A 26,734-nucleotide genomic window follows, 5' to 3' on the forward strand; every position below is an offset into this window, starting at 1 on the left:
GATCACTTGATGAATAGAACTGTATTTACATTAGATCAATTCGGACTTTTGAAGAAGCTTCCGGATAATCGTGGCTACCTCAGCTCTTGTAATATAAGCCTTAGGTACAAGTGCTGTGGCACTTCTGCCAGATATGATGCCTGCTTGTACACTTTCCATAACGCTACTTTGTGCCCACTGAGAGACACTAGCCGCATCTTGGAATGAATGAAGTATTCCATTTGTCGATTGTACAGGCTGCTTTTCCTTCAATCTGGTCAGAGTCATTGCCTTGGAAATGATCACCATTGCCTGTTCACGTGTAATCTTATCCATCGGACGGAAGGTACCATCTGGATAGCCATCAAGCAATTCGTATGCATAAGCCGTACTAATTACACTGCTGTACCAATCGGAAGACTTAACGTCCGAGAAAAGCGTAGTCTCGTTCTCAAGTTTAAGTCCCAGTCCTCGAACAATGCTGGCTGCGAATTCGGCACGTGTAATATCTTGGTCGGGATTGAACTGTTCATTGCCGGTACCGTTGACAATCATTCGGGAACCCATATCGTTCACAGCTTCTTTAGCCCAGTGCTTTGCAACATCACTGAATTCTAGTGGGTGCCAGACAACGCTATAAGTGCTGTTTGTTAAACTGTTGATCTGAGCGTAATACATTCCCTCCTTGAAAATCACTTTGGTTGGTACATGCCTTACCGATCCATCCGGCTCTACCACCAAGCCTGTTGTGATCTTATTCGGATCAATACCGTTCGGAAGAGCAACGCTTCTTTCAACATATGCGTTAAATTTTGATACGTCAATGGTCGTACTTCCATATGTTGCGCTAATCTTGAAATCCGTCGGTGGAGCAACGAGCGTGAGCCCAATCTTCCCTGCCGCTTGGTCTACCACTTGCATCATATCCGTTATTGGAGCGGCAATTTCAATGCGAACTTTGATGTCTTGCAGGTTCAACTCTTTACCCAATTGGGCGGATAGGGCATTAATATTTATTTGTTGAGCTGGCAAGGTATATGTTGCTCGGGCTGTTCTAATCTCCAATGTTGCACTATAGTTTTCCAGATTTTTAATCATCTGACCGTTCAATTCACCAATCACAATATCCGATTTCGTATTAACCGGTAAAGTCACTACGGCTCCTGAACCTTCCGATGCAAGCTTGTTGTCCAGCTTGTTCTGGTCGACGGATATCGTGGTCACGCTTTGATTGTTGCGTTGCGATGTCGTGGCTGTACCCGCACTCTCCACTTTCCCGTTAACAAGAATGTCTACTCCAGTAGTGCCGCTTGAAGGAGCGATGCTACCAGAACCGCTATTTATCGAACTAGTCGGCGAACTTGGTACGTTAGGGTTGTTAGGTACGTTAGGGTTGTTAGGCACGTTCGGTGCATTATCCGTCGTGATGTTCGAGACAACGTTCGATGTACCGGCATTCGCGCCGCCAGCGACTACGAGGCGGAAATTATATGACGTTGCCGGGTTCAATCCTGTTACGGTTGCACTTGTGGCATTGGACGCAAGGGCTCCGCTTGTAGAGGCCGTAGTCCACGTATTCGTGCCTGCTGGCGATTGTTCAATCACAATCCCTATTGCTCCGCTGGCTGCTGTCCAGCTAAAGCTTGCACTTGTACTCGTCTTCGCCGTATTCGCAAAGTCGGTGATTGGCACGCTCGGTGCATTATCTGTCGTGATGTTCGAGACCACATTCGATGTGCCTGCATTCATACCGCCAGTGACCACAAGTCGGAAATCATACGATTTGGCTGGGTTCAACCCTGTTACCGTGGCACTTGTGGCGTTTGCTAAAATCGCTCCACTCGTTTGTGCCGTTGTCCACGTGTTCGTGCCCGCTGGCGATTGTTCGATCACCAGCCCTGTTGCTCCGCTCGCTGCTGTCCAGCTAAAGCTTGCACTTGTACTCGTCTTCGCCGTATTTGCAAAGTCGGTGAGTGGCACGCTCGGTGCATTGTCTGTCGTGATGTTCGAAACAACGTTCGATGTACCGGCATTCCCACCACCAGTAACCACAAGTCGGAAGTCATACGACGTGGTTGGGTTCAACCCTGTTACCGTGGCACTTGTGGCGTTGGTCGCAAGGGCCCCGCTTGTAAACGCTGTAGTCCATGTGTTCGCACCTGCTGGGGATTGTTCGATCACGATCCCGGTTGCTCCGCTGGCTGCTGTCCAGCTAAAGCTTGCGCTTGTACTCGTTTTCGCCGTATTGGCGAAGTCCGTAAGAGGCACGCTCGGTGCATTATCCGTCGTGATGTTCCAGACCACATTCGATGTGCCAGCGTTCGTACCGCCAGTAACCACGAGTCGGAAGTCATACGACGTGGCTGGGTTCAATCCTGTTACCGTGGCACTTGTGGCATTGGATGCAAGGGCTCCGCTTGTAGACGCTGTAGTCCACGTATTCGTGCCCGCAGGAGATTGTTCGATCACAATGCCAGTTGCTCCACTGGCTGCTGTCCAGCTAAAGCTTGCGGTTGTGCTCGTCTTCGCCGTACTCGCAAAGTCGGTGAGCGGCACGCTTGGTGCATTGTCTGTCGTGATGTTCCAGACCACATTCGATGTGCTAGCGTTCGTACCGCCAGTAACCACGAGTCGGAAGTCATACGACGTGGCTGGGTTCAATCCTGTTACCGTGGCACTTGTGGCATTGGATGCAAGGGCTCCGCTTGTAGATGCCGTAGTCCATGTATTCGAGCCCGCTGGCGATTGTTCAATCACAATCCCTATTGCTCCGCTCGCTGCTGTCCAGCTAAAGCTTGCACTTGTACTCGTTTTCGCCGTACTCGCAAAGTCGGTGAGCGGCACGCTTGGTGCATTGTCTGTCGTGATGTTCCAGACCACATTCGATGTGCCAGCGTTCGTACCGCCAGTAACCACGAGTCGGAAGTCATACGACGTGGCTGGGTTCAATCCTGTTACCGTGGCACTTGTGGCATTGGATGCAAGGGCTCCGCTTGTAGATGCCGTAGTCCATGTATTCGAGCCCGCTGGCGATTGTTCAATCACAATCCCTATTGCTCCGCTCGCTGCTGTCCAGCTAAAGCTTGCACTTGTACTCGTTTTCGCTGTACTCGCAAAATCGGTGAGCGGTACGCTCGGTGCATTGTCCGTCGTGATGTTCGAAACCACGTTCGATGTGCCAGCGTTCGTACCACCAGTGACCACAAGACGGAAGTCATACGATGTAGCCGGGTTCAATCCTGTTACCGTGCCACTTGTGTCGTTGGTCGCAAGGGCTCCGCTTGTAGACGCTGTAGTCCACGTGTTCGCGCCCGCAGGGGATTGTTCAATCACAATTCCAGTTGCCCCGCTGGTTGCTGTCCAGCTAAAGCTTGCAGTTGTACTCGTCTTCGCCGTACTCACAAAGTTAGAGATTGGTGCCATCCTGTTGATACTGATCTTGTAGTACAAGGTTGTATTGTCTTCTGCAACGACTTTGATGTATACATCTGTTCCTGAACCCGATGTAAGGTTTACTGTCCCGACCTCAGGCGTCACGAATGTACTGTCTGTTCCGTAGAAAGTCACCATTGCACCTGCGTCGTGCTTGACGATATCCCCGGCCAATGCAGATGATACTCCATTGCTTACCTCGATGGTTGCAGTCTTCGGAGCTGACGTTGTACCCGCTTCCGCTCCTGTTGTAATGTTTTGCCCCAATACACTGCTCAAACTTGCATCGTTGCTTGCGCTGGAAGAAGCAAAAAAGTCGGTTTGTTTTCCATAAACATAACTTGCTTTAGTTGTGTCCTTTTCAAAGTACTGCAACATCAGATTCCCGGTTGACGGAACAAAAGGATGCAACCAGTCCAAATTCTTGCCTATCATATTGCTTAATTCGGGAATATCATTCTTCCCTTTCATCCAAGTATTACTTCCAGCGAATTTTCCATAATAATAATAAGAGGTAGCCACATAATTTGATGGATCAATGGAAGCTGCAAGGACAAACATATTATCATTAGCATCGATAACCAAGCGGCTCACCGCTTGAGGAGAATCGTTTGAAGTTGCGACGTAGTCGACATTATCAATTACTGTTGTTTCCCATGAACCCCCGTTTCCGGTATTAGATACAACTTTAAAACCTGCATCCCCATAGAGAACATGAATGTGATCCGATGAATCTATTGCGGATCCATAATAAGAATAATAGTTATTGTCTCCAGTTAGTACTTTAGTGGAAGTGGCAAAGGGGGCGCTGGATACATAAATATCTGGACCAATCCCCGTCTCAACTGAATAAACAACACTTAAATTTCCGTTATGATCGCTCAAAAGGCTATTAATGCTTACGGAAACTCCTGTATTCAATATGGTCTCGGACCAAGTGGTATTTGAATTCGAACCGACTTTAATTTTAATATGGTAATTCTGATTTGGATTTGTATTTTTCACATAGGCAATAGCAGCCTCACCCAATGAATTCACTTGAAGTTGTAGCGATGTATAAAAGTAACGGGTTGCACTTAATTGTGTAGGAAGACCCTGTGTCTCCATTTCCGAAAATTCATTTGACCAAGAATTGCTGTTTGTATTGTATGTGCCGTAATATACTCCTTTGGTATAGGCGTACCAATTCGAATCATAGAAAGAACCTGTTTTTATAAAAGCAATGTATAATGTGCCGTTGGTGTCAACTGCCATCTTTAATTCCCCATAATAGACATCAAATTGGTTCAGTCCAACCGCTGCGTTGACACTTGTTTCTAGTGAAAAAGAATTGCTCGCTGAAGTCCATTTATAAATTTTAAAATCCTTAATACCCTGGCTTCCACCTTGAATAGTTCCCATTTGAGGATATGCGAGATACATATCCCCATTCGAGGCTTTGGCCACTGCCGATGGTATGCCATTAAATTCAGGATATGAATTGCTTGTAATTCCTGAAGCAGCCGATACAGGAAAAGAATGCAAACTAACGAAAAGTACAATTACCATGAAAGAAGAGAACACCTTATTAAGGTAGCTCTTCGCATTTTTTGTTGGATGGGATAAATGTCTTTGCAGCCCGGTTTCCTCAGCTATGGCCTTTTTCATCGCTATTCTCCTTTTTATTGAACCGTAGATTATGCAAGAGTTATTACAAATCTTATTTTGACCGAGATTACATCACTAATTTTAGAATCCTAAATTTAAAGTTTCACCCCAGCCCCTCCCACAAATCATCCCTATAAAGTCTATATCGGTTTGTAACCATACCGCCATCAGACCTAATTGAAAAAAAAAGAACCTTCCTGTCTGAAAATTCAGACAAGAAGGTTCTCGTTAAAGACTATTAATGTGCAACTGCGTTGTTCAGCATGATCCAGATCGAACCAATAACGATAGTCAACATCATCAGCAATCCGAAAATAAGAGCCATCACGTTCCAGCGAGGTTTCTCTGTTTCACGGATATGCATGAAGAAGAAGAGTTGAACGACAAACTGCAGTGCCGCAGTTCCCAGAATAACAATCATCGTTCCTGTTTTGCCCATCATGTCGTTCAGCACCACTACCAGAGGAATGATGGTCAGAACGATGGACAGTATGAAGCCGATGACATAAGACTTCAGGGAACCATGTTGTTCATGGCCATGAGAATCATGTGCGTTGTGCTGTGCCATCTACATCACCCCCATCAGATAGACGATGGTCAGGAGGAAGATCCATACAACGTCCAAGAAGTGCCAGTACAAGCTGATTACGTTGATTTTACCGCGAGTGACATCGGTAATACCCCGTTTTTTCAGTTGGAACATCAGGCCGATCATCCAGATCAGACCGAGCGATACGTGAAGTCCGTGAGTACCCACGAGGGTAAAGAACGCGCCGGATGCTGCACTTGTTGTGTAGCTGAATCCTTCGTGAACCATCTCAACAAACTCATAAATCTCCAGGGCAAGGAAGCCTGCACCCAGAACGGCTGTAACAATCAGCCAGTTAATCAATTGTTTTACTTTGCCTTGGTTCATTGCCAGAACCGCAAGTCCGCTCGTAAATGAACTTGTGAGCAACAAGAAGGTTTCAGCAATAACACCAGGCATTTTGATCAGTTCAGACAAAATCGGTCCGCCCGCCGTATTGTCACGCAACACAATGAAGGTTGCGAACAATACGGAGAACAGGATAACGTCGGAAATCAGGAAGAACCAGAATCCGAGAATTTTCATTTCCTGTGGATCATGGTGGCCATGGTCATGACCGTGTGCATGATTCTCACCGTGTTTAGCGGCTGCTTGAGCCATCTATACCGACCCCCTTAACGACGCTTCGGTACGCTTGATTTCATCGACCGGAATGTAATAATCCGTATCGTAAGAGAAGGAACGAGCAATCATGCAGATACCCACGCCAGCGAGTCCGAGGATTGCCATCCACAGCCATCCAAAGACGAAGCCGAAACCAGCAACGAACCAGAAGACAGACATAATGAACGGAATCGAGGAATTTTTCGGCATATGAATTGGCTCATATACAGGCTCAGGCGGATGAATGCCTTTCGCACGACGTTCTTTCTCTTCCCACCACTCATCCACATCGTCTCCGCGCGGTGTAACAGCGAAGTTGTATTCTGGTGCTGGTGAAGGAATCGACCACTCGAGCGTACGACCATCCCATGGATCGCCAGAAGCTTTGAGTGTTTTGTATTTGCGAATACCGTCTGCAATTTGTGCAACTTGGAACAAGAATCCAACACCCATCAGGAATGCCCCGATTGTGGATACGAAGTTCAGTTCCCACCAGCCGGTATCCCAGCCGTAAGTGCTCAGACGACGAGTCATACCCATCAGACCGACAGCATACTGCGGCATGAAGCACACGTAGAAACCAATATTCCAAGTCCAGAATGCCCATTTGCCCAGTTTCTCTTCCAATTGGAAACCGAACATTTTTGGCCACCAGTAGTACAGACCTGCGAAGTATCCGAAGACAACGCCACCGATCAATACTTGGTGGAAGTGGGCAATCAGGAAGTAACTGTTGTGGAACTGGAAGTCAGCAGGAGCAACGGATAACAGAACCCCTGTCATACCCCCGACGATAAAGCACGGGATAAAGGCAAGTGTCCACATCATCGGAGTGGCCATGCGTATCCTTCCTTTATACATCGTAAACAGCCAGTTAAATATCTTAACCCCTGTTGGAATGGCAATCAACATCGTCGTAACCGCGAAGAATGCATTAACGTCCGCTCCGGAACCCATCGTGAAGAAGTGATGCGCCCAAGTGAAGAAGGACAGGAAGCTGATGATCAGCATCGCGAATACCATCGATTTGTAACCAAACAGTTTTTTCTTCGAGAATGTACTTACAATCTCGGAGAACACACCAAATGCCGGCAAGACGACAATGTATACCTCAGGGTGACCCCACATCCAGATCAAGTTGATATACATCATTGGGTTGCCGCCCAGATCAAGTGTGAAGAAATGCGCCCCGGCAAACCTGTCGAGGAAGAGCAATGCAAGCGTCACAGTCAAGATCGGGAATGCAAACAAGATAATGATACAAGTGGAGAATACTGACCATGTGAACATCGGCAGTTTCATCCATTTCATGCCTGGCGCACGCATTTTAATGATGGTAACCATAAAGTTGATACCGGTTGCCAGGGAACCGATACCCGATATCTGGATACCCCATATATAGAAGTTCTGTCCTACCCCTGGACTGTGTGACAGCTCCGATAGAGGCGGGTAACTCAGCCATCCTGCATCCGGTGAACCACCGATGACGAAGGACAGGTTGAACAGCATTGCGCCTAGGAAGAATAACCAGAAGCTCAGTGCGTTCAGGAACGGGAATGCAACGTCCCTCGCTCCGATCTGTAACGGCACAATAACGTTAAACAAACCGAACATAAATGGCATCGCCATGAACAGGATCATGATCGTACCATGTGTTGTGAAGACCTGATTATAGTGTTCTGGATGTAAGAAATCCATATTAGGCATAGCCAGCTGCAGACGCATCATCAATGCATCCACACCACCACGGAACAACATGATAATGGAAGCAATGATATACATAATACCGATCTTTTTGTGATCGACAGTAGTTAACCAGTTACGCCAGAGCCAGCCCCATTTTTTGAAATAAGTCAGCACCGTTACGATGGTAATCATCGTAATCCCGATCGCCACGTCTGCTCCATAGATCAGCGGGTCACCGGTAACGAAAAACTCCGATGCAAACTCCTTTAATCTCTCTAACATTGGGGGCCTCCTTTCGAATCTTTAGTTCGTACTTGTATTTAATTTCGGTACAGACAAGGATTTATCTCCAGCAGCAGACTCGTTCGAGCTTGAACCTTCATGCTTGCTGTGAGCACTTTTACCGTCAACAACATATTTAGTTACGATTTTCTGGAACAGTCCTTCAGGGAATGCAGAATAATACGCAACATTGCTTGTTCCTGGCTTAGCCAGTGTGTCATACGTTTCTTGAGTCATTGGCTGGGATTGTTGCTTCACTTCAGCTACCCATTTATCGAATTCTTCATCCGACGTTGCATTAACATCAAAACGCATCTCTCCGAAGTGTTCACCAGTGAAGTTGGCTCCTGAACCCCAATATTGACCTTCATGGTCAGCTTGCAGGTACAAGGTCATTGCCATTCCTGACATCGTGTAAATCTGTCCACCCAGTTGCGGAATCCAGAACGAGTTCATCGGTGAATCCGCAGTGAGCTCAAATTTCACAGGCCGGTCTGCAGGAATATTCAGTGTGTTAACTGTTGCAATGCCCTGCTCAGGATAGAGGAACAACCATTTCCAATCCAGTGAAGATACCTGAATCGTAATGGGCTCTTTCTCATGTGCCAGTGGTTTGGAAGGCTCCAAATCATAGGTGTAGCGCACAGTAACGATGGCCAAAAGTCCGATGATAACAATCGGAATTGTCCACCAGATGACTTCCGCCTTTGTACTATGAGCCCAATTTGGCTTGTACTCATTTTTGTTTTCTGGTTTGTCGCGGTAACGCCAAACGATTACAGCGGACATAATCAACACAGGGACGATGACAACAGCACACAGAAGAGTTGAAATAATAATCAAATCTTTCTGTGCGGCGCCAATAGGCCCCTTCGGATCCAGAACAACATACTGCCCGCCTGCCAGCATTGGCCAGACAATCAACGCAATTGTAACCAACGTCAGGACAACCGGAATAATAATCCGGATAAGCGACCTAGGTTTCTTGTTCATTTTGATCCCCTCTCCTTAAATATTCGCTAATACTAAAAAATCAGTATACTACTCTCTTCCTACTAAAGATATCAGAAACGAACGACTTTTTTGTTCATGTTAACAAATTTGTCGATTTTACACCCCAAATGTGTGAATTTTTTCTCACAAATCGCTTGATCGGTTGATATTTGTACATTGTAATCTTTACACTCCAGGTCACAAAATAAAACCCTTTGCAGTCCCGTTGAACGATTGTCAACGTATCCGCAAAGGGCTTTATTGACTGGATTTCCGAGGAATACTCCAGTCTTATTATGGACGATATTACGCAAGATTATAATTAATCTGCACCTTCATCTTCATGCCGTGTATGAACCAGACCAATCGATTTAGCAATGACGTAGATAAATACGCTACCTACAAGAAAGCCAATGCCGACCATTAATCCTAAATTGCGATCATTAAAATCATTCAAGTTGATGAGGCACAGTACCACTCCAGTGATGAGCGCAACCCATGCCAGAACTGTCATCGTTAAAACTGCGCGACGCATATTTTTATCTTTACGCTCTAATTGGCTGACCATTGCTGTTTTAGATGCCATAGTAAACACTTCCTTTTCCCTTTTTGTAAGTGCTTTCCTAATACCAATATACCACATCAGTATGAATTTTAGTCAAGAAATGTTCAAATTTATTTCTCATTTTGGACACTTTATTTCTTTTAATTGTATTGACAAAGTTATTATCACCATCTCTATACTTCTTATAACCCAAAAACAATCCATTTATAACAGAAACTTAGTTAACCTTATGAACAGTTTAGTAAATTCCGATTTCACTTGTGACAACAGAGATGCTTAACGATTATCTGGCTCTGTTCTTTTAGTTAAACGAAGAGGAAGTTAGATTGGGAATGCTAAGATGCTGAGACGGCTCGATTTTCTAACGATCACCAGAGACGCTATTTAGGGTATATCACACCTTTTTATTTTCTAACGATCACAGGAGAGCTTATTTGAGTTGTTTGGCGCTAAAATGGGCTTGTTTCTTCTGTTTTTGTTGAAATAAGCTTTGTGGAGATCGTTACAATTTCAGAAGGCTCTATTTCGCTCAAATAAGCTCATCTGAGATCGTTAGAATAAGAAAAAGACGGTCTGCCTTAGAAGTCCGACAGAACCGCCTATATAATAGTAGAAAAAATAATTTTTGTTAAAGAGTTATTCGTTCAAAGTTTAATTCCGGATCTCAAGCCAATTATTTTTGATCACGTTCTGATACCAGTAAAAGCTCTCCTTAGGCGTTCTCACAAGTGAACGAAAATCAACATGCACCAAACCAAAGCGCATCCGGTAACCTTCAGCCCATTCATAATTATCCATCAGCGACCAGGCCATATACCCTTTCAGGTTGATGCCGTCATTGATGATGCGATGGATCTGGGCCAAGTGTTGCTCATAATACGAAATGCGGCGATCGTCGTTAATTTTACCATTTTCCAGATCATCGTTAATACATGCACCATTCTCTGTAATATATACATCCACGTTACCGTACTTTTGCAGGTAATGCATGAATTCATACAAACCGCGTGATTCCACAGGCCAGCCGATGTCTGTTTTAATTAATCCCATGTTCATTTCTTCCGACTGAAGCACACCGGCTTCGGGATTATGACGGTTAATGCCCATCGTATAGTAGTTAATGCCAAGCAAGTCAATCGGCTCTGAGATAATTTCCATATCTCCATCTTGAATCGGTACAGTTGCTCCTGCTTCTGCAAACCAGTCCACCAGAAACTGAGGATAGGAGCCTTTATAGATTGGATCAAGGAACCAGTCTGTATTCAGTGCGATAGAGCGGTCACACGCTGCCTGATCCTCAGCAGATTTACTATATGGCTCAGCCCAGCATACATTCGGAGCGATACCGATCTGACCCGTAATGCCCATACGGCGGAAAGACTGTACAGCTTTGCCGTGTGCCACGAGCAGACCATGAGCCACATTAATAGCCGTTTGCACATCTTTATTACCCGGCGCATGAATGCCAAGCATGTTGGACAGGAAGGCAATACACCATGGTTCATTGAAGGTTAACCAGAAGTTGATCTTGCCTGAAAATTCTTTGAAGATCACTTCAGCATATTTTACAAATGCATTCACCGTTCTACGGTTTCCCCAGCCTCCGTCATCCTCCAGCGTCTGTGGTAAATCCCAGTGGTACAGTGTAAGGAACGGTTCAATACCAGCATCTAACAGAGCATCTACAAAACGATGATAGAAATCCAGACCTTCACGGTTGATCTCTCCATCCCCATCTGGAATAATGCGTGGCCACGCAATAGAGAAACGATACGTGTTAATGCCAAGCTTTTTCATCAGTGCAATATCTTCTTCATAACGGTGGTAACTGTCACACGCAACATCACCATTATCACCGTTAAACACTTTACCAGGAGTACGTGCGAATGTATCCCAGATGGATACTCCACGCCCTCCCTCTTGTGCAGCCCCCTCAATCTGATAGGATGCGGTTGCGGTTCCCCAGCGGAAATCTTGGGGAAATTGAAAAATCGTCATAATTAACTCCTCCATTTCAGATGACGTACGGATCGTGTATCCCACGCCATTCATTAGTAATAGGTTAGTGCATGTGAGGCATGATTCAATCTCGCTTAACACCTATTTTTTTCTTTTTTTGAAATAGGGAGTTAGCGAAACTGGTTTCCTAAAACGTTTTCGAAAATGCGAAAATAAAAAGTTTAAATGGTGTAAACATGCAAAACTTAGAATTCATCCATTATGTTGACTGGAAGTGCTTACAATAAGAGGATTATATGCGATTTCAAAAATGTCGTCAATGATTCTCGTTACAGAATTCTCAAAAGATACTACTACAGAAAAAAGCCCTCACAATGAGGGCCTTTTCCTATTACTCCGATTCGAAACTGGATAAAGATGAACTCTTATTATTTAACGTCTTTACCCGTCCACAGGGATACACGATCTTTGATCCATTCCGTGTATTGTTTCTCCATTTCTACTGCACCGGCTTTATCCAGTTCAGCCAGGAATGCATCATAGGTTGCATCGAAGTTCGCTGGTGAAGTCAGAACAGCTTCCGGAATACGTTTGCGCACGATATCCTGTGTTTTCTGGAATTTCACACTGTAATCTGTACCGGAAGGTACGGGCATATTGTACGCTGCCCCCCACTCTTTCAGCTTCAGATCATCTTCAGCAGGATAGAAATCCTTCCAAGTATTAATACCATAAGCTTTCAACGTTTCCTTCTCAGCCGCTGTGTATCCAGCCTGAATCTGCTCAGGGAAGTTGGTCGTGAAATAATTGTCCGTTGCATCCTTCACACCATCACCGTATCGGGCACTGAAAATGTTGTACATGCCAATACCTGTTTCTTTGGTGAATGCGGAGTTATCGTTTACTTTGCGATCCTGAATATCTTGTGGAACGACACGTTTGCCATCCTCTACTTTGTAATGCTCATTTTCAATGCCCCAGTTTCTCAGGACTTGACCTTCATCGGATGCGAGCCAATCCATAAACTTGATGATGCGGACCGGATCTTTGGCAGACGTCGTGATCCCGATGCCATAACCGTCAAAGCCGGTTGGTTGGAACGTGTGGTCTACGATGTCCTTGTTCAGAGACACAGAGAAGTGAGCATACGTGCTGTCATCTTTGCCTGCGGATTTGAGCGCATTCTCTGCTTCACCATAGTTCCACTCCTGATCAATCAGACCCAGAACACGGCCGCTAGCGATTTTGGACTTGTACTGGTCATCCTTTTGCACAAATGTATCTTTGTCCAAGAGACCTTCGTTGTACATTTTGTTCAACCAGCGGAAGTATTCTTTCTCCTCTGGACGTTTGTAATGAAGCATCGCTTCATATGTCTCAGGATTGATGTAATACTCTCCATCATCCGGTGCACCCGTTGCCTGGAAGGCCGGATTCGTAACCGTGATCATGATTTTCCAGTCATCGGCATTCAGCGTCAGTGGAATCGTTGGCTGTCCGTCGATGGTAGGATGTTTTTCATAATAGGCACGTAGTACATTTTCATAATCTTCAAGTGTTTTTACTTCAGGGTAACCCAGTTCTTTCAGTACCTTTTGCTGGATTTCGAATCCGCCTGTAGCGTCAAAAACAACGTTGTCTACCCCCATGTTGGTCGGGATGGTATAGATCGCCTGATCTTCGGTGCTGTATTTCAGACGATTCATCTGATCACCATAGATTTTTTTCAGGTTAGGAGCATGCTCTTCGATCAGATCGGTAAGGTCAATCATTGCACCTGCATCCACCAATTTTGACAAGTTTCCTTTTGGGAAAATCATGTCTGGATAGTCGCCGCTTGCTGCCATCAGCGCAACCTTCTGGTCACCGCCATTGTTGACATCATACTCAGCCTCAATCGTAACGCCGGTTTGCTTCGTGATCTCTTTACCAACGGCATCCTGCATGTTGTTCCAGGTTGGACTTGGATCTGCGCCAAAGAACGAGATCGTAATCGGGTCGGTACCACTGGATTCGGTAGTCTCTTTGCTACCGGAGTTACCGCATCCAGCTGTAACCAACATTGCACTAGCCAACATTAACATCGCAAACGTCTTGGGTGTCTTACCTGTCATTCTGCCTTTCATTTTGCCTCTCATTTGTCTATCTCCCCTATTTATGAAGGTTTTATCTGTATAACAGGCTTGGTGCCTGTGAATACCACTTCTTATTTGAGCCAAGCTGCTTAATCTCGAAAAATATAATTACATTTTTCCTTCAATGCATTTGTCATGCTAAAACTTATTTCACATCTTTACCTGTCCAGAGGGATACACGATCCTTGATCCAGACGGTATATTGTTTTTCCATCTCCACTGCGCCTGCTTTATCCAGTTCAGCCAGCAGCCCGTCATATACACTGTCGAATTGATCCGGTTTGGCCAAGATCGCTTCTGGAATACGTTTGCGAATGATATCCTGTGTTTTCTGGAAAGTCACGTTGTATTCGGTATCGGAAGGCACCGGCATGTTATATGCTGCCCCCCAATCTTTCAGTTTCAACTTATCCTCAGATGGGAAGAAATCTTTCCATGTTGTAATGCCATACGCTTTCAACGTTTCTTTCTCAGCTGCCGTATATCCAGCCTGAATCTGTTCAGGGAAGTTCGTTGTGTAGTAGTTATCTGTGGAATCTTTCATACCATCACCATATCTGGCACTAAAGATGTTATACATTCCGACTCCAGACTCTTTTGTGAACGCGGAGTTATCGTTAGTTTTACGATCCTGCACATCATCTGGTACGATGCGTTTTCCATTCTCTACTTTGTAGTGCTGGTTCTCAACACCCCAGTACCGGAGCACCTGGCCTTCGTCAGAAGCAAGCCAATCCATAAACTTGATGATACGAACCGGATCTTTCGCAGACGTTGTAATACCAATGCCGTAACCGTCAAAACCGGTTGGCTGGAACGTATGATCTACGATGTCTTTGTTCAGGGACACGGAGAAGTGAGCATATGTGCTCTCGCCGTTGTTTTTGGATTTGAGCGCATTCTCAGCTTCGCCATAGTTCCACTCCTGGTCGATCAGACCCAGTACGCGGCCACTGGCGATTTTGGACTTATACTGGTCATCCTTCTGAACAAACGTATCTTTATCCAAGAGACCTTCGTTGTACATTTTGTTCAGCCAGCGGAAGTATTCTTTTTCCTCTGGACGTTTGTAGTGCAGCTTTGCTTCATACGTCTCTGGATCAATATAATATTCACCATCGTCTGGTCCGCCCGTTGCTTGAAAGGCCGGGTTTGTAACCGTAATCATAATCTTCCAGTCATCCGCATTCAGCGTGAGCGGAATCGTAGGCTGACCATCAATGGTTGGATGCTTCTCATAATAAGTGCGTAGCACGTTTTCATAATCTTCAAGGGTTTTCACTTCGGGATAACCCAGCTCTTTCAACACTTTCTGCTGAATCTCGAATCCGCCGGTAGCATCGAATGCGACGTTACCTACACCCATATTCGTTGGAATCGTATAAATTTTCTGATCTTCATTGCTATATTTCAGACGGTTCATCTGGTCACCATAGATTTTTTTCAGGTTAGGTGCATGTTCCTCAATCAGGTCGGTTAGATCAAGCATGGCACCTGCATCCACCAGCTTCGACAGGTTTCCTTTAGGATAGATAATATCAGGGTAATCACCACTAGCAGCCATCAGCGGAATTTTCTGGTCTCCACCGTTATTCACGTCAAACTCAGCTTCAAGCGTAACACCGGTTGCCTTCGTAATCTCTTGCCCAACAGCATCCTTCATGTTATTCCAGTTCGGACTTGCATCGGCTCCGAAGAATGTAAAGGTGATTGGCGTTGTTGTATCCCCCGTATCCACCGGTTTTTCTTCAGCTGATTTCCCTCCGCTAGTTCCGCATCCTGCTGTGATCGCAAGAGCGCTCGCTAACAAAAGCATTGCAAATGTTTTTGGTGTTCTGCCCTTCATGTATAATCCCCCTTTGGATAAAATGAAGCTGTGTATTTGTACAACAGGACACGCCTGCTCATACCATATCCGGGTGAATCAAATAGCATTTCTCAGATTCGGGTGACATTAAAAGCGCTTACTTTTCCCCCGTCTGTGGGGATGAGAATCTGACCTAGCTGAGCTTTGATGAATCACACGTTCACTCAATTTAGTACTAACGTTTGAGTCTATCCAACAGCGTACAAGTTTTGTAAGTGCTTTCACAGTTGAATCATAATATCTAAAAATTCCCTTGTCAATAGCTAATTTTAAAAACCTAAAACGGTTTCACTAAAACGTTTTCTGTATAAAACAAACCCGATATTCCGGGTTTGTTTCCATTTTTGAAACAGACAAGTCTGTACTACTCCAACACTAATCAGCGTTCCACAAACGAACGCGATTTTGAATTAAAATGGTATATTGTTTTTCCATTTTTTCTGCTCCTGCCTGGTTTAGTTCAACGATCAAGCCATCATAAATGGCATCAAATTGATCCGGCGAACTTAAAACAGCTTCGGGAATCCGTTTGCGAATGATATCCTGTGTTTTCTGGAAAATGACATTATAATCCGAGTCTCCGGGTGTAGGCATGTTATAAGCTGCTCCCCAAGGTTTAACCGGGAATTCCTCTTCCTTTGGAAACAGGTCCTTCCAAGTGGATGCACCATATGCCCGTAGGGTCTCTTTCTCCGCCTGGGTATATGAAGCCTGAATTTGCTCAGGAAAATTCGTCGTATAATAATTATCAGTCGAGTCTTTTACACCATCCCCGTAACGTCCAGACATATTTTTATATAGTCCAATGCCAGACTCTCTCTGGAAAGCAGAAGCATGGTTTGTTTTTTGATCCTGGACTTCTGCGGGAATTACACGTTTGCCATCCTTGATTTCGTAGTGCTTGCCTTGAATGCCCCAGTTCATCAAGATCTGACCCTCCTCGGAAGCCAAATAATCAAAGAACTTGATGGTACGCACCGGATCAGGGTTAGAAGTCGTTATACCAATTCCCCAGCCTGATACAAATCCCGTGTCTTGAAAAGAATGATCCTTCATGTCTTCGGACAACGTCACCGGAAAATGTGAATAGGTTGCCTCCGCTCTGCCCGCCGATTTCAATGCGTCCTCAGCGTCGGCATATCCCCAATCCTGATCGATCAGGCCCAGTACGCGTCCACTCGCAATCTTGGATTTATACTGATCTGACTTTTGTACAAAGCTTTCCTGATCCAGCAAACCTTCGTTATACATATGGTTCAACCATCGGAAGTACTCCTTTTCCTCTGGGCGCTTATAATGTAGCTTCGCTTCATAGGTAATCGGATCAATGTAGTATTCGCCGTCATCCGGCGCGCCTGTCGCCAGAAACGCAGGATTCGTAACGGTGATCATGATTCTCCAGTTGTCAGCATCCAGCGTTAACGGAATGGTCGGCTGACCATCCGTCATGGGGTGTTTTTCGCTGTAAGCTCGCAATATATTTTCATAATCCTGGAGTGTACGAACCTTGGGGTATCCCAGCTCTTTGAGCACACGATGCTGAATACCGAATCCACCGCCGGCGTCAAAATACTTCTGATCCACCGCATAATACGTCGGCAATACATAAATAGACTGATCCTCGTTGCTATATTTCAACCGATTCATGGAATTACCATATAGCTTCTTCAGGTTGGGAGCGTGTTGTTCAATCAGGTCTGTCAGGTCGAGCATCGCTCCAGCATCAACCAGCTTGCTAAGTTCCCCCTTGGGAGAAACGATATCTGGATAGTCTCGGCTTGCTGCCATTAATGAAATCCTATCCTGTCCCCCGCTAACGGCAAATTCACCGTTCAGGGTGATGCCTGTTTTAGCTGTAATGACCTTGCCCACTTCATCCTTCATGCCATTCCAGTTCGGACTCGGATCAACACTGAAAAAATCGAACGTAAGTGGAGATGGCGCTCCGCTCGTATTCGTAAGTGACGTTTTACCGCCAACGCCTCCATCACAGGCTGTAAGCACAAGTAAAGCCAGAACAGGCGCCAGTGCGACCTTCATTTTGAAACTGGACATAATGGTAATCCTCCCTATTCATACGTCTGTCTTATACGGAACTGTTCTGTTCCTCTCTATAGCTTCATGAGTATCCTCTGCCGCAGTAGCTGAAAATCAAGCCGTTACGGCAGCAGTTCGGATATCCCGAGCTTCTTGTATAAGTACTTTATTATAGGTGTACAATCCATTATTAAGCCAGTCTTTACATCGGATCACAGGTCTATGCTTTTACCGCTCCAAGCGTCATTCCGCCAACAAAATACTTTTGCAGGAATGGATACACAATCAAAATTGGAACGGTAACGACGATTGTAATCGCCATTTTGATCGACTCTGGAGAGATTTGCGTCATTTGCTGTGCCATATCATTCGCATTTCTTCCGGCTCCCGAACCTTGTTGTGTACTTTGCAGTACTTTCATCAACTCGTATTGCAACGTCGTCAGATGTGCTTTTGAGCCGTTATACAGATACGTATCGAACCACGCATTCCACTGACCTACTGCCAGAAACAAAGCAATCGTTGCGAGTACCGGCTTACACAGCGGTAGAATGATCCGGTAATAGATTTTGAAATCATTCGCGCCGTCCAGCTTCGCTGATTCCTGCAAGGCATAGGGCAACCCGTCAATGAATGAACGGATGATAAATACGTTCCAGGCACTGATCATACCAGGCAATACGTATACCCAGAATGTACCGATCAGGTTCAGATCACGCATCAGGATATATACCGGAATCAGACCACCCGAGAAATACATCGTCAGCGCCAGTGTTGTAGATACAAATTTCCGAAGACCGAAGTCAGGTCTGCTTAGCGTAAAGGCGATCATGGATGAACTGATCAGTCCAAGCAGTGTACCTACAAGCGTACGCATAATGGAGATTTTCAAGCCCTGGAGCAGACCTTCATACTGGAAGATCGTCTGATAGTTCTGTAATGTAAATTCACGAGGCCATAAGTAAATTCCGCCGCGTACTGTATCTGCTGAGTTGTTCAGTGAGATCGCCAGTACGTTAAGAAATGGATAGAGTGTTACAATCAGCACCATGGTCATCGCGAGGATATTAAATATATCGAACACTTTATCGCCCCGTGTGGCATTGAATGTTTTGTTCGCCATAATGTCTCCCCCTCCCTACATGATGCTTTCTTTGGTGAATTTTTTGAACAAACCGTTGGCCGTAAACAACAGGATGATACTGACAACAGAGTTGAAGATACCTATCGCTGTACCGTACGAGAATCGGCCCATATTCAAACCGTAATTGAGTGCATAGAGATCAAGGACTTCGGAGTAATCCAGGACCAGACTGTTCTGTAGCAAAAATTGTTTCTCAAAACCGATGCTGATCAGATGTCCGATGGACATGATGAACAATACAGAAATCGTCGTCCGGATACCTGGCAGTGTGATATGCCACATCTGTCTAAAACGGTTTGCACCGTCTACACGGGATGCTTCATACAGTTCTTGGTCAATACCAGTGATGGCCGCCAGATAGATGATCGCATTCCAGCCCGTTTCCTTCCACATATCTGAAGCGGTTACAATGTACCAGAACAGATTTCCCTTGGCCATAAACTGAATCGGCTGATCAATAATATTGAGACCGATGAGCAGGTCATTGATAATGCCTCCATCCGTGGACAGCATCTTGGTAATAATCCCCGCAACAACGACCCAGGATACAAAGTGAGGCAGGTACGATACGGTCTGTACAGCCCGTTTGAAGAACATGCCTTTCATTTCGTTCAGGAGGATCGCGAAGAAAATCGGCACGATAAAACCGACAACCAGTCCCATCAAACTCATCGCAAGTGTATTTCGAAGCACCAGATAGAACCTGTCATCACTGAACAATTCTACAAAGTGTTTAAAACCAACCCAGTCCTGTTCACCAAACGACCTGGCTGGTTTATAGTTTTGAAAAGCCATCGTCCATCCCCACAGCGGAAGATAGTTAAATACAAATACCCAAGCGACGAATGGCAATGACATAAGATAAAGATACTTCTGCTGTTTCATTCTGTCCCAAACTCCGTTACGCCTTGGCTTCAATGGCGGCTGGGAGTCACTGCCTCTTTTCGCGGAAGCGGATTTCTTTGTTAGCGTTTCCATCTCCGTTCCCCCTCCTCTGTTTTTATAAAATAATCATAATCGATAGAGCGTTTTCAAAATACCATCTGGATTTTAGAGAAAATCATATAAAAATTAGATATCCCCCTCTAGAATCAGACATTTATCCGTTAAAATTAGAGATATTAAATACTTATTAGTGTCACAAAATCTATATGAAGTAAAAAATAACTTTTTTAACTAAAATACGAAAACGTTTTTCGGAAATCGTTTACTTTACATTTTATACATCAAAAAAGAGACCTGGTTAGGTCCCTTTAGTGTCTTGATTCGTGTCTTATCACAATGTGAATTGAATAGGTTGAAGTTTGAATACTCCTAGCAACTCGGCGGCTGTAACGGAGCTTTCCGGATGAAACTGCTCTCCGCGGGCATAAGACAACATCTCTTGAAAAAGACAAGCAGCTTCCGGACGCTTCATCAAGGCTGTATCGGTAAAAGGAAAAGTGGATACCAGGATACTCCCCTTCCCTGCTCTGGCCTCAAAAGCATAAGCGAGCCGTTTCGCCCGGTGAAAATGATCTACCACCTCGATCAGCGGTGTAGCCCCCTGCATGGTATCCAGGCATATGGCCGGCGTATCATTCACAAGATGATACCAATGCCAGTCCGAAGCTCCATCCTGCGGAAAAGCTCCGAGAAGAGCTGTTTCTTTCTCCATATACATACCCATCGTAGCCCCCGGCTGGGTGGCAAACATGAGATAATTCCAGAACACCGGCAGGTACTTCGTTTCCACTGGATCATACAGATCCGTTGCACCCGGCATAAGCCAAACTCTTCCACCATTCAAGAGAAGATCCAGTACATTGGAGGTTAAGGACTTTACAATCAGCAGGTCATGCTGATTTTCCTTTAACCATCGGAAGCCATTCACATGATCTACAGCATCATGATAAGAATCAGCGAGTAGGGGCTGTAGTTCTTTTACCGTATTCCAGATGCGCTTCATCTCTCCATGACGTTCGTTTTGCATCTTCATCTGCGGGAAAGACCAAGCATGCCACTCATTCTGAGCTACCTTAACGGTTGCTAAACGATGGGAAGAGTGAATGGTGGAATGCTCCGCATTACCGGGATGCAGCGGATCATTCACATGGTCGCAACGTAGCTCAGCCTCCACTCGAAACGCAACTACACCTTCGGCCTGAGAGTTAACCATTATACTCCCGAGAGATGTTACCGCACCGCACGGCATATCTCCGCAGCTCCATTCTCCTTCAGCCAGCATCCGTTCGTCCGTAACCGTAACCATTCTCCAGTGAATGGAAGCATTTTTTAACACCCTTTTGCCAAAGTGGGATACACGTACTTCGATTTCAATCGGTTCTCCAGCATAGTATGTCCGCTCTCTGGAGCCAAGAAGGATGACTACCTCAGCATTGAATTGTTTTACTTCATTCGGTGTGGTTATCCCTTTATCTTCCCAAAAGACATCCAGAAAACCCGTGGTGGCGTGTCCCTGTCCCGGGAAATCACGGATATCCAGCAGTTGGATGCCCGCAGCATCTGGCGTACGTCTTACTCGCTCCATCGCCTCTTTAAGGGATCGCATCAGATGTATACCCGTTGCCTGCTGATATTGTTCCAGCTTTGCCATCATGCCTTTACGTGTAAGCGACTCTTCGACAGGTTCTAACCATGTAGGACGAAGGACACCTGTATACTTCTCTCGTTCCTGCGGACGTACATACATCGTAAATTGCGCATGTTCATGCCCGATCACCGGATGTGATGCAAGCCGTGTAACCGCATGATAATCCAGCGTAGTATCGGGTACCGCCGCCAATACAGATTCCAGCGGGGGATGCCAGTTGAATGATTGAATAAAATAATCGGTCTCTCTACCTTGAGCTGGAAGGTGTCCAAAGCCTGTGTTATCTGTATATAGTCTCGATGGATCTGTATCTCTCGCTCTTGAGATAAGTGCATTCAGTTCTGGATGCCCGTTAGCGTCAATTAACTCATTGCCGAGGGAGAACAGGACAAAGGAAGGATGACGATGCAATGCTTCCAGCAACCGATCTAGCTCCTGTGTCAGATACGTACGTATTTCAACTGGAGCAGGCATATCCCGCTGTTCAAAAAAACGTGACCAGTGAGGAAGCTCTGCTTGTACAAGCATACCCTCTTCATCGGCAGCTTCCCAGAATGGTTCCGGTGGACTCCACCCGTGTAAACGAACATGGTTGAAGCCATATGACTTGGCTATGCGAAATTGCTCCACATAGTACTGTGCATCCCAAACGGGATATCCCGTAAGTGGAAAGATACAACAGTCCACATACCCGCGCAAAAACACTGGTGTTCCGTTCAGGACAAGTTGTTTTCCCTTGGATGCAAAAGAACGCATGCCAAACCGCTGCTCCACCTGGTCAAGCACCTGTTCACCTGCCTGCAAACGGATCATCGCCCGATATAAGGCAGGGTTCTCATCGCTCCACATAGCGATCCTGCTCTCGGAGTCCAATGCGATTTGGTGTTCCCCCGTAATCAGGCCCCTCTCCACACCCTTGTTCAAGGAGCCATCCTGACTTCCAGTGTTTGCACTGTTCCCAGTACAATCGATATCCAAACACTCGCGCTTTAGCCATGAGCCATCCGGATGCTGGATATTGATTAGAAGCTGCAACGGTGCGACTGAGTCTTCAGCTGGATTATTAACCGTGTACCGAACTGCTATCCTTCCGTTAGCAGGATCAGGTTCAATACGCACGGTATGTACTCGCCGCAACGGTAGCCTTTCCAGATATGCTCCGCCTGTAATACCTCCCCAAGCCGTAGCGGTATGCAAAGAATGAATATGGCTGCCTGCCAGTTTAAGCTTCATCGTGTTGTCAACCCAAATCTCTACACGGTTCATCTCGCCAGGCTTCACCCAAGGTGTCACATCCCACGTCTGTTCCGTCAGCAGACTATCCCTTTCTCCCGCTTCGTTCCCATTGAACCACAGCCTTGATGTCCAGCGTACACCTTTCAGTCTGAATACATAGTGTCCGTTCTGTGCATCATGTGGAACATGGACATCCTGCGCATACCATGCCGCCCCCTCATACTCTCGGATTTTGGTCCACGTGTCGATTCTGGCATACCCCGGTTCTTCGCCGTATCCTTGCTCTTCCCATGACCCCGGAACTTGAATCGTATCCCATAAGGCATCATCCCGGTGCGGGGGGGTGCATGTCCCAGCATTCTCTCCCTCTCTTCGTTCTCCACTCAGTTCAGTTAATTGAAAATGCCATGTTCCGTTCAAATTGATCGTGTGACGTACAGTTGTTAAATCAGTACGATTCATATCCTGCAGCCATCCCTTCATCTGGACTCTTGTACCTTGTACAATCAGTCTACGGTGTACAGCTTGGACATACCATTGCTTATTCGGGGAAGTACATGGACTATATTATGAAGAACTCCAGCACCGCCGGTTATTCATCTTCATTGTCATGGTGATTCGTTTCTCTCGTGTGAGATTGGGATCTGGATTGTTTATACGCCGAAGGAGATTCTCCTACGTATTTTTTGAACTTACCGTGAAAATAGTCCACATTGGCATAACCGACTCTTGAAGCTACCTGATGCACCTTTAACCCTTCGTCAAGCAATGCTTTCGCTTTCTCGATCCGAACTTTATCCAGAAAGGCGTTAAAAGATTCGCCCGTGTGGTTCTTGAACAATTTCCCCAGATAACTGCTGTTGTAGTTAAACACCTCGGCCAGAACCTCCAGCTTCAGATTCTCACCGGGATTACGCTGAATGAACTCAATCATCTGTTTCATCACGGTATCTGTACTGCCTCCGCCCATACGCTGAATCAGACGATGCAAATGTTCCGCCGCCATCGCTTTAAGATCAGCCATCGTGAACTGATGATATACCTCATTAATCAGCACGGAGTGATCCTGCATAATGGTTTGCATGTGCTGATTCGCCGCAGCAAGTTTATTGAACACGAGCGAGAACACCTGCGAAAATGCCGTTTTGATTGCTTGCTCCGTCCAATGATACGGAATCAGTCGCTCCTCCATCTCTCCAAGCACACGCATAACAGATTCACTGCTGCGAATGTCCAAGGCATAATACAGCTTGTCCGCCAGCTCAACTTCATCAGGCTCTTGAATGCCGTCTGCCTGGGCTCCCATACCGTTACTCTCCGCACTTGAAGGTGACAGTCGCCCTTCATCCCAGCGTTTGATCCGTTGCTCTGTGAACAGGAACCGTTCTGCCATAAGGCTGCTCGCCTGTGTGTATGATCTGGCAATCTCAGTAGTAGACTGTACCGGTTCTCCAGCGGTAGCGTACATGTGAATGTTCCACTCTGCGAGTAATGTTTGCAATTCATCATATAGATTCTGTAATGAGGTATTCTGAGTAACTGCTTCTTTGATCAGTAACCCCAAGCCGGAATGATATGAAAATACGATACCTTTGTCCTTCTGATCGAATGCTTCAATCAGTTTGCGTTTCATCTCATTCCCCCGCTGCAGATCAAGCGTTGCATGAATCTCCAGCAAAATCACTTGATACTGAGGCCAATGCAGTCCAAGACTGTCCTCTCCCTTGTTCCCCTTACCTTGTAAAGAGTCATATAACAGTTCTTCAATCTGATGTTCTCTATATGCTGTATCTTCTCCAGCGTAACGAGCCTGCGTTTCCTGTTCCTGATGAAGCTGTCCCGCAATTCGTTCCAGTTCAGCGATGATCTCTTCTTCGTCAACCGGCTTCAGCAGATAACCATCTACGCCGAAGCTGATTGCTTTTTTGGCGTAATCAAAGTCAGCATAACCGCTCAAAATCAGAAAATGTGCGTCAGGTTCATGCTGGCGGATCTCTTCGATGACTTCCAGGCCAGTCATGCCTGGCATCCGTATATCAATAATGGTCAGGTCCGGCTTGATTTCGTTGAAACAGGCGATGGCCTCGCGCCCGCTTCCGGCTGTAGCCATGACCTGGAAGCTGTATTTTTCCCAATCGATAATCGTGGTCAATCCCTCGCGAATGCTTGGTTCATCGTCTACCAACAATACTTTATACATGCTGGTTCCCTCCTGCTGGCAAGGTGAAAGAAACCTCTGTTCCTTCCCCGTACACACTGTTAATCTGTAACCCGGCATTTTCCCCATACGTCAAAGTCAAACGCTGATGCACATTGCGCATGCCAATCCGGCTCTTCTCCTCTTCTTCAGGACCGCTGACAAACTGCATCACTTCTGCAAGCCGTTCCGGCGTGATGCCCGCTCCATCATCTTTCACTTGTACCGTGACCATACGATCCACCATACAAATCAGAATATGCACCCGCACGGTTCCTTCTTTGTTCTCTAGTCCATGCACAATAGCGTTTTCTACAATCGGCTGAATAATCAAAGGCGGGATATACATCCTCTCCACCTCAGGGTCCAGATGAATCTCAAAGGCTAACCTGTCCCCATACCGAAACTTCTGAATCTCCAGATAGGAACGTACCATTTCCAGTTCTGCCCGAAACGTTGTTTTGCCACTGCCAATCTCCAGGCTCTTTCGCATCAGTTTGCCAAGCAACCTGACAATATTCGCAATCTCCGCTTCTCCCTTGATATGAGCCTTCATGCGAATGGATTCAAGTGCGTTAAACAAAAAATGAGGATTAATCTGGCTGGCCATCATTTTCAGTTTAATCTCTTTTTGGGCGATTTCCAATTGGTTGTTCTGTTCTGTTGTCTCGACCACCTGAGTCATCAGTTCGTTAATACTTTTCACCATGTAGTTGAACTGACGTGATAATTGCCCGATCTCATCGTTCCCGTCAATGCGCGAAGTGACGTTCAAATCTCCAAGAGCCAGCTTGTTCAGATGTTTACTGAGGCGCAGTAGCCGGTTCGAAGTGAGGAATGAAATAATGTACACCAGCAACAACGCAATCACCAGCACCATGGTAATAAAAATCATGCCGATCTGGCTAATCTGGTTGGCATCTTTCACGATATTTTTGGTCGCAAACACCGAGATAACCTTCAGTTTGTTAAAGCTTGATCCCGGCCCCAATTCATCAATGACAATATTCGAGGGTTCCCCCTGAAAATCAGCTTCAATGGTACCCTTAGGTTGACTCTGGAGGTCTACGCCAAAATCAAGCTGACCCAGCGTTTTCCCGACCAGGTCGGTATTTTTCGCTGCAACAACGTAACCCTGCTCATCGGTAATCAATGTCTCAAACTGCTCTTGGCGCAACAAACCGTTAAGTTCTTCCTGATTGATTACGATCATCAGCACACCTTCGGTCTTATATTCGGCAAAAGGAACTTTACGTACCAGACTGAGCCGGTGAACCGGATTGTCTTCGTTGCCAGGGATATAAAACCAGCCGATGCTCGTTGTTTTCAGCGCTTCCTTATACCAGTAGCTCTGCTTGGTTCGCTCATTGACCGGAATAAATTCCAGATTGTTGATCAACGTCGGGTTCGTCGAGTAAAAACGTATACCTGCAATTTCCCGATATAACCGCCTGTATTCTTGAAAATCTTTATATGCGAGGTAAGCTGAGGTCAGCTCCACCACACTTTTATACTGTCGATTCACGATCTCCTTGAGATCGGTGTTAAACATGAGCAAGTTGGATATGTCTGTAGGTACGCGCAGCATCGTTGCCGTCTGGCTTTTAATTTTATCCACATTGATGATCGTTTGCCCAATGGCATTATCCAGCGCTTGCTGACGAAAATAACTGGTCACTGCGAGACCAATAATCAGGACGGGAACCATGACAACAAGCACGTAGGAAATGAGCAATTTATGCTTTAATTTGAGATCATTTGTAATACGAATCAGCCGTTTTAACATATCC

Annotated in this window: 15 protein-coding genes; all 15 read right to left on the reverse strand. The window is 45.8% G+C overall.

All coding sequences use genetic code 11. The features are described 5' to 3' along the window. Window positions 1–30: 30 nt before the first annotated feature. Window positions 31–5,058, reverse strand: a complete 5,028-nt coding sequence (locus J2T16_RS22730) for a fibronectin type III domain-containing protein (protein ID WP_499019333.1) — start codon at window positions 5,056–5,058, stop codon at window positions 31–33. A gap of 238 nt (window positions 5,059–5,296) precedes the next feature. Further along, a complete protein-coding gene (gene cyoD / locus J2T16_RS22735) occupies window positions 5,297–5,626 on the reverse strand; it encodes a cytochrome o ubiquinol oxidase subunit IV (RefSeq protein ID WP_090924960.1) in 330 nt (109 codons plus the stop codon). Then, complete coding sequence (gene cyoC / locus J2T16_RS22740; RefSeq protein ID WP_090924959.1) at window positions 5,627–6,247, reverse strand: cytochrome o ubiquinol oxidase subunit III; 621 nt, start codon at window positions 6,245–6,247, stop codon at window positions 5,627–5,629. After that, window positions 6,248–8,218, reverse strand: a complete 1,971-nt coding sequence (locus J2T16_RS22745; protein ID WP_090924958.1) for a cbb3-type cytochrome c oxidase subunit I — start codon at window positions 8,216–8,218, stop codon at window positions 6,248–6,250. A 21-nt stretch (window positions 8,219–8,239) separates the two neighbouring features. Beyond that, the gene (gene cyoA, locus J2T16_RS22750; RefSeq protein WP_154891743.1) at window positions 8,240–9,211 is read right to left on the reverse strand and encodes a ubiquinol oxidase subunit II; all 972 of its coding nucleotides are present in this window, start codon (window positions 9,209–9,211) and stop codon (window positions 8,240–8,242) included. A 322-nt stretch (window positions 9,212–9,533) separates the two neighbouring features. Further along, entirely contained in the window at window positions 9,534–9,797 is a 264-nt protein-coding gene (locus J2T16_RS22755; protein WP_090924956.1) for a hypothetical protein, read from the reverse strand. Window positions 9,798–10,427: 630 nt separating this feature from the next. Further along, complete coding sequence (locus J2T16_RS22760; protein WP_336121859.1) at window positions 10,428–11,774, reverse strand: GH1 family beta-glucosidase; 1,347 nt, start codon at window positions 11,772–11,774, stop codon at window positions 10,428–10,430. A 389-nt stretch (window positions 11,775–12,163) separates the two neighbouring features. Continuing rightward, window positions 12,164–13,849, reverse strand: coding sequence for an ABC transporter substrate-binding protein (locus J2T16_RS22765; protein WP_145334946.1), 1,686 nt, complete (start codon window positions 13,847–13,849; stop codon window positions 12,164–12,166). Between the two features lie 166 nt (window positions 13,850–14,015). Beyond that, window positions 14,016–15,716 (reverse strand): ABC transporter substrate-binding protein, encoded by a 1,701-nt coding sequence (locus tag J2T16_RS22770; protein ID WP_154891745.1) that lies wholly within the window; start codon window positions 15,714–15,716, stop codon window positions 14,016–14,018. 396 nt (window positions 15,717–16,112) lie between these two features. Further along, window positions 16,113–17,792: an ABC transporter substrate-binding protein gene (locus J2T16_RS22775; protein WP_154985109.1), complete on the reverse strand. Its 1,680-nt coding sequence runs from the start codon at window positions 17,790–17,792 to the stop codon at window positions 16,113–16,115. A gap of 202 nt (window positions 17,793–17,994) precedes the next feature. Beyond that, window positions 17,995–18,897, reverse strand: coding sequence for a carbohydrate ABC transporter permease (locus J2T16_RS22780; RefSeq protein ID WP_090924952.1), 903 nt, complete (start codon window positions 18,895–18,897; stop codon window positions 17,995–17,997). Between the two features lie 15 nt (window positions 18,898–18,912). Continuing rightward, on the reverse strand, window positions 18,913–19,896 hold the full coding sequence (locus J2T16_RS22785; RefSeq protein WP_145334795.1) for an ABC transporter permease: 984 nt from the start codon (window positions 19,894–19,896) through the stop codon (window positions 18,913–18,915). A gap of 298 nt (window positions 19,897–20,194) precedes the next feature. Next, on the reverse strand, window positions 20,195–23,209 hold the full coding sequence (locus J2T16_RS22790; protein ID WP_499019334.1) for a glycoside hydrolase family 2 protein: 3,015 nt from the start codon (window positions 23,207–23,209) through the stop codon (window positions 20,195–20,197). A gap of 130 nt (window positions 23,210–23,339) precedes the next feature. Beyond that, a complete protein-coding gene (locus tag J2T16_RS22795; protein WP_499019335.1) occupies window positions 23,340–24,947 on the reverse strand; it encodes a response regulator in 1,608 nt (535 codons plus the stop codon). Next, window positions 24,940–26,730, reverse strand: a complete 1,791-nt coding sequence (locus tag J2T16_RS22800; RefSeq protein WP_090924963.1) for a cache domain-containing sensor histidine kinase — start codon at window positions 26,728–26,730, stop codon at window positions 24,940–24,942. The genes J2T16_RS22795 and J2T16_RS22800 overlap by 8 nt, the downstream gene beginning before the upstream one ends. Between the last annotated feature and the right edge of the window lie 4 nt (window positions 26,731–26,734).

The organism is Paenibacillus intestini, assembly GCF_030803945.1.
GTDB classification, from domain to species: Bacteria; Bacillota; Bacilli; order Paenibacillales; family Paenibacillaceae; genus Paenibacillus; species Paenibacillus polysaccharolyticus.

Excerpts from the sequence above, each read along its gene's own strand:
- J2T16_RS22730 (WP_499019333.1), bottom strand. The coding sequence starts at position 5,058 with ATGAAAAAGGCCATAGCTGAGGAAACCGGGCTGCAAAGACATTTATCC.
- cyoD (WP_090924960.1), bottom strand. The coding sequence starts at position 5,626 with ATGGCACAGCACAACGCACATGATTCTCATGGCCATGAACAACATGGT.
- cyoC (WP_090924959.1), bottom strand. The coding sequence starts at position 6,247 with ATGGCTCAAGCAGCCGCTAAACACGGTGAGAATCATGCACACGGTCAT.
- J2T16_RS22745 (WP_090924958.1), bottom strand. The coding sequence starts at position 8,218 with ATGTTAGAGAGATTAAAGGAGTTTGCATCGGAGTTTTTCGTTACCGGT.
- cyoA (WP_154891743.1), bottom strand. The coding sequence starts at position 9,211 with ATGAACAAGAAACCTAGGTCGCTTATCCGGATTATTATTCCGGTTGTC.
- J2T16_RS22755 (WP_090924956.1), bottom strand. The coding sequence starts at position 9,797 with ATGGCATCTAAAACAGCAATGGTCAGCCAATTAGAGCGTAAAGATAAA.
- J2T16_RS22760 (WP_336121859.1), bottom strand. The coding sequence starts at position 11,774 with ATGACGATTTTTCAATTTCCCCAAGATTTCCGCTGGGGAACCGCAACC.
- J2T16_RS22765 (WP_145334946.1), bottom strand. The coding sequence starts at position 13,849 with ATGACAGGTAAGACACCCAAGACGTTTGCGATGTTAATGTTGGCTAGT.
- J2T16_RS22770 (WP_154891745.1), bottom strand. The coding sequence starts at position 15,716 with ATGAAGGGCAGAACACCAAAAACATTTGCAATGCTTTTGTTAGCGAGC.
- J2T16_RS22775 (WP_154985109.1), bottom strand. The coding sequence starts at position 17,792 with ATGTCCAGTTTCAAAATGAAGGTCGCACTGGCGCCTGTTCTGGCTTTA.
- J2T16_RS22780 (WP_090924952.1), bottom strand. The coding sequence starts at position 18,897 with ATGGCGAACAAAACATTCAATGCCACACGGGGCGATAAAGTGTTCGAT.
- J2T16_RS22785 (WP_145334795.1), bottom strand. The coding sequence starts at position 19,896 with ATGGAAACGCTAACAAAGAAATCCGCTTCCGCGAAAAGAGGCAGTGAC.
- J2T16_RS22790 (WP_499019334.1), bottom strand. The coding sequence starts at position 23,209 with ATGAATCGTACTGATTTAACAACTGTACGTCACACGATCAATTTGAAC.
- J2T16_RS22795 (WP_499019335.1), bottom strand. The coding sequence starts at position 24,947 with ATGTATAAAGTATTGTTGGTAGACGATGAACCAAGCATTCGCGAGGGA.
- J2T16_RS22800 (WP_090924963.1), bottom strand. The coding sequence starts at position 26,730 with ATGTTAAAACGGCTGATTCGTATTACAAATGATCTCAAATTAAAGCAT.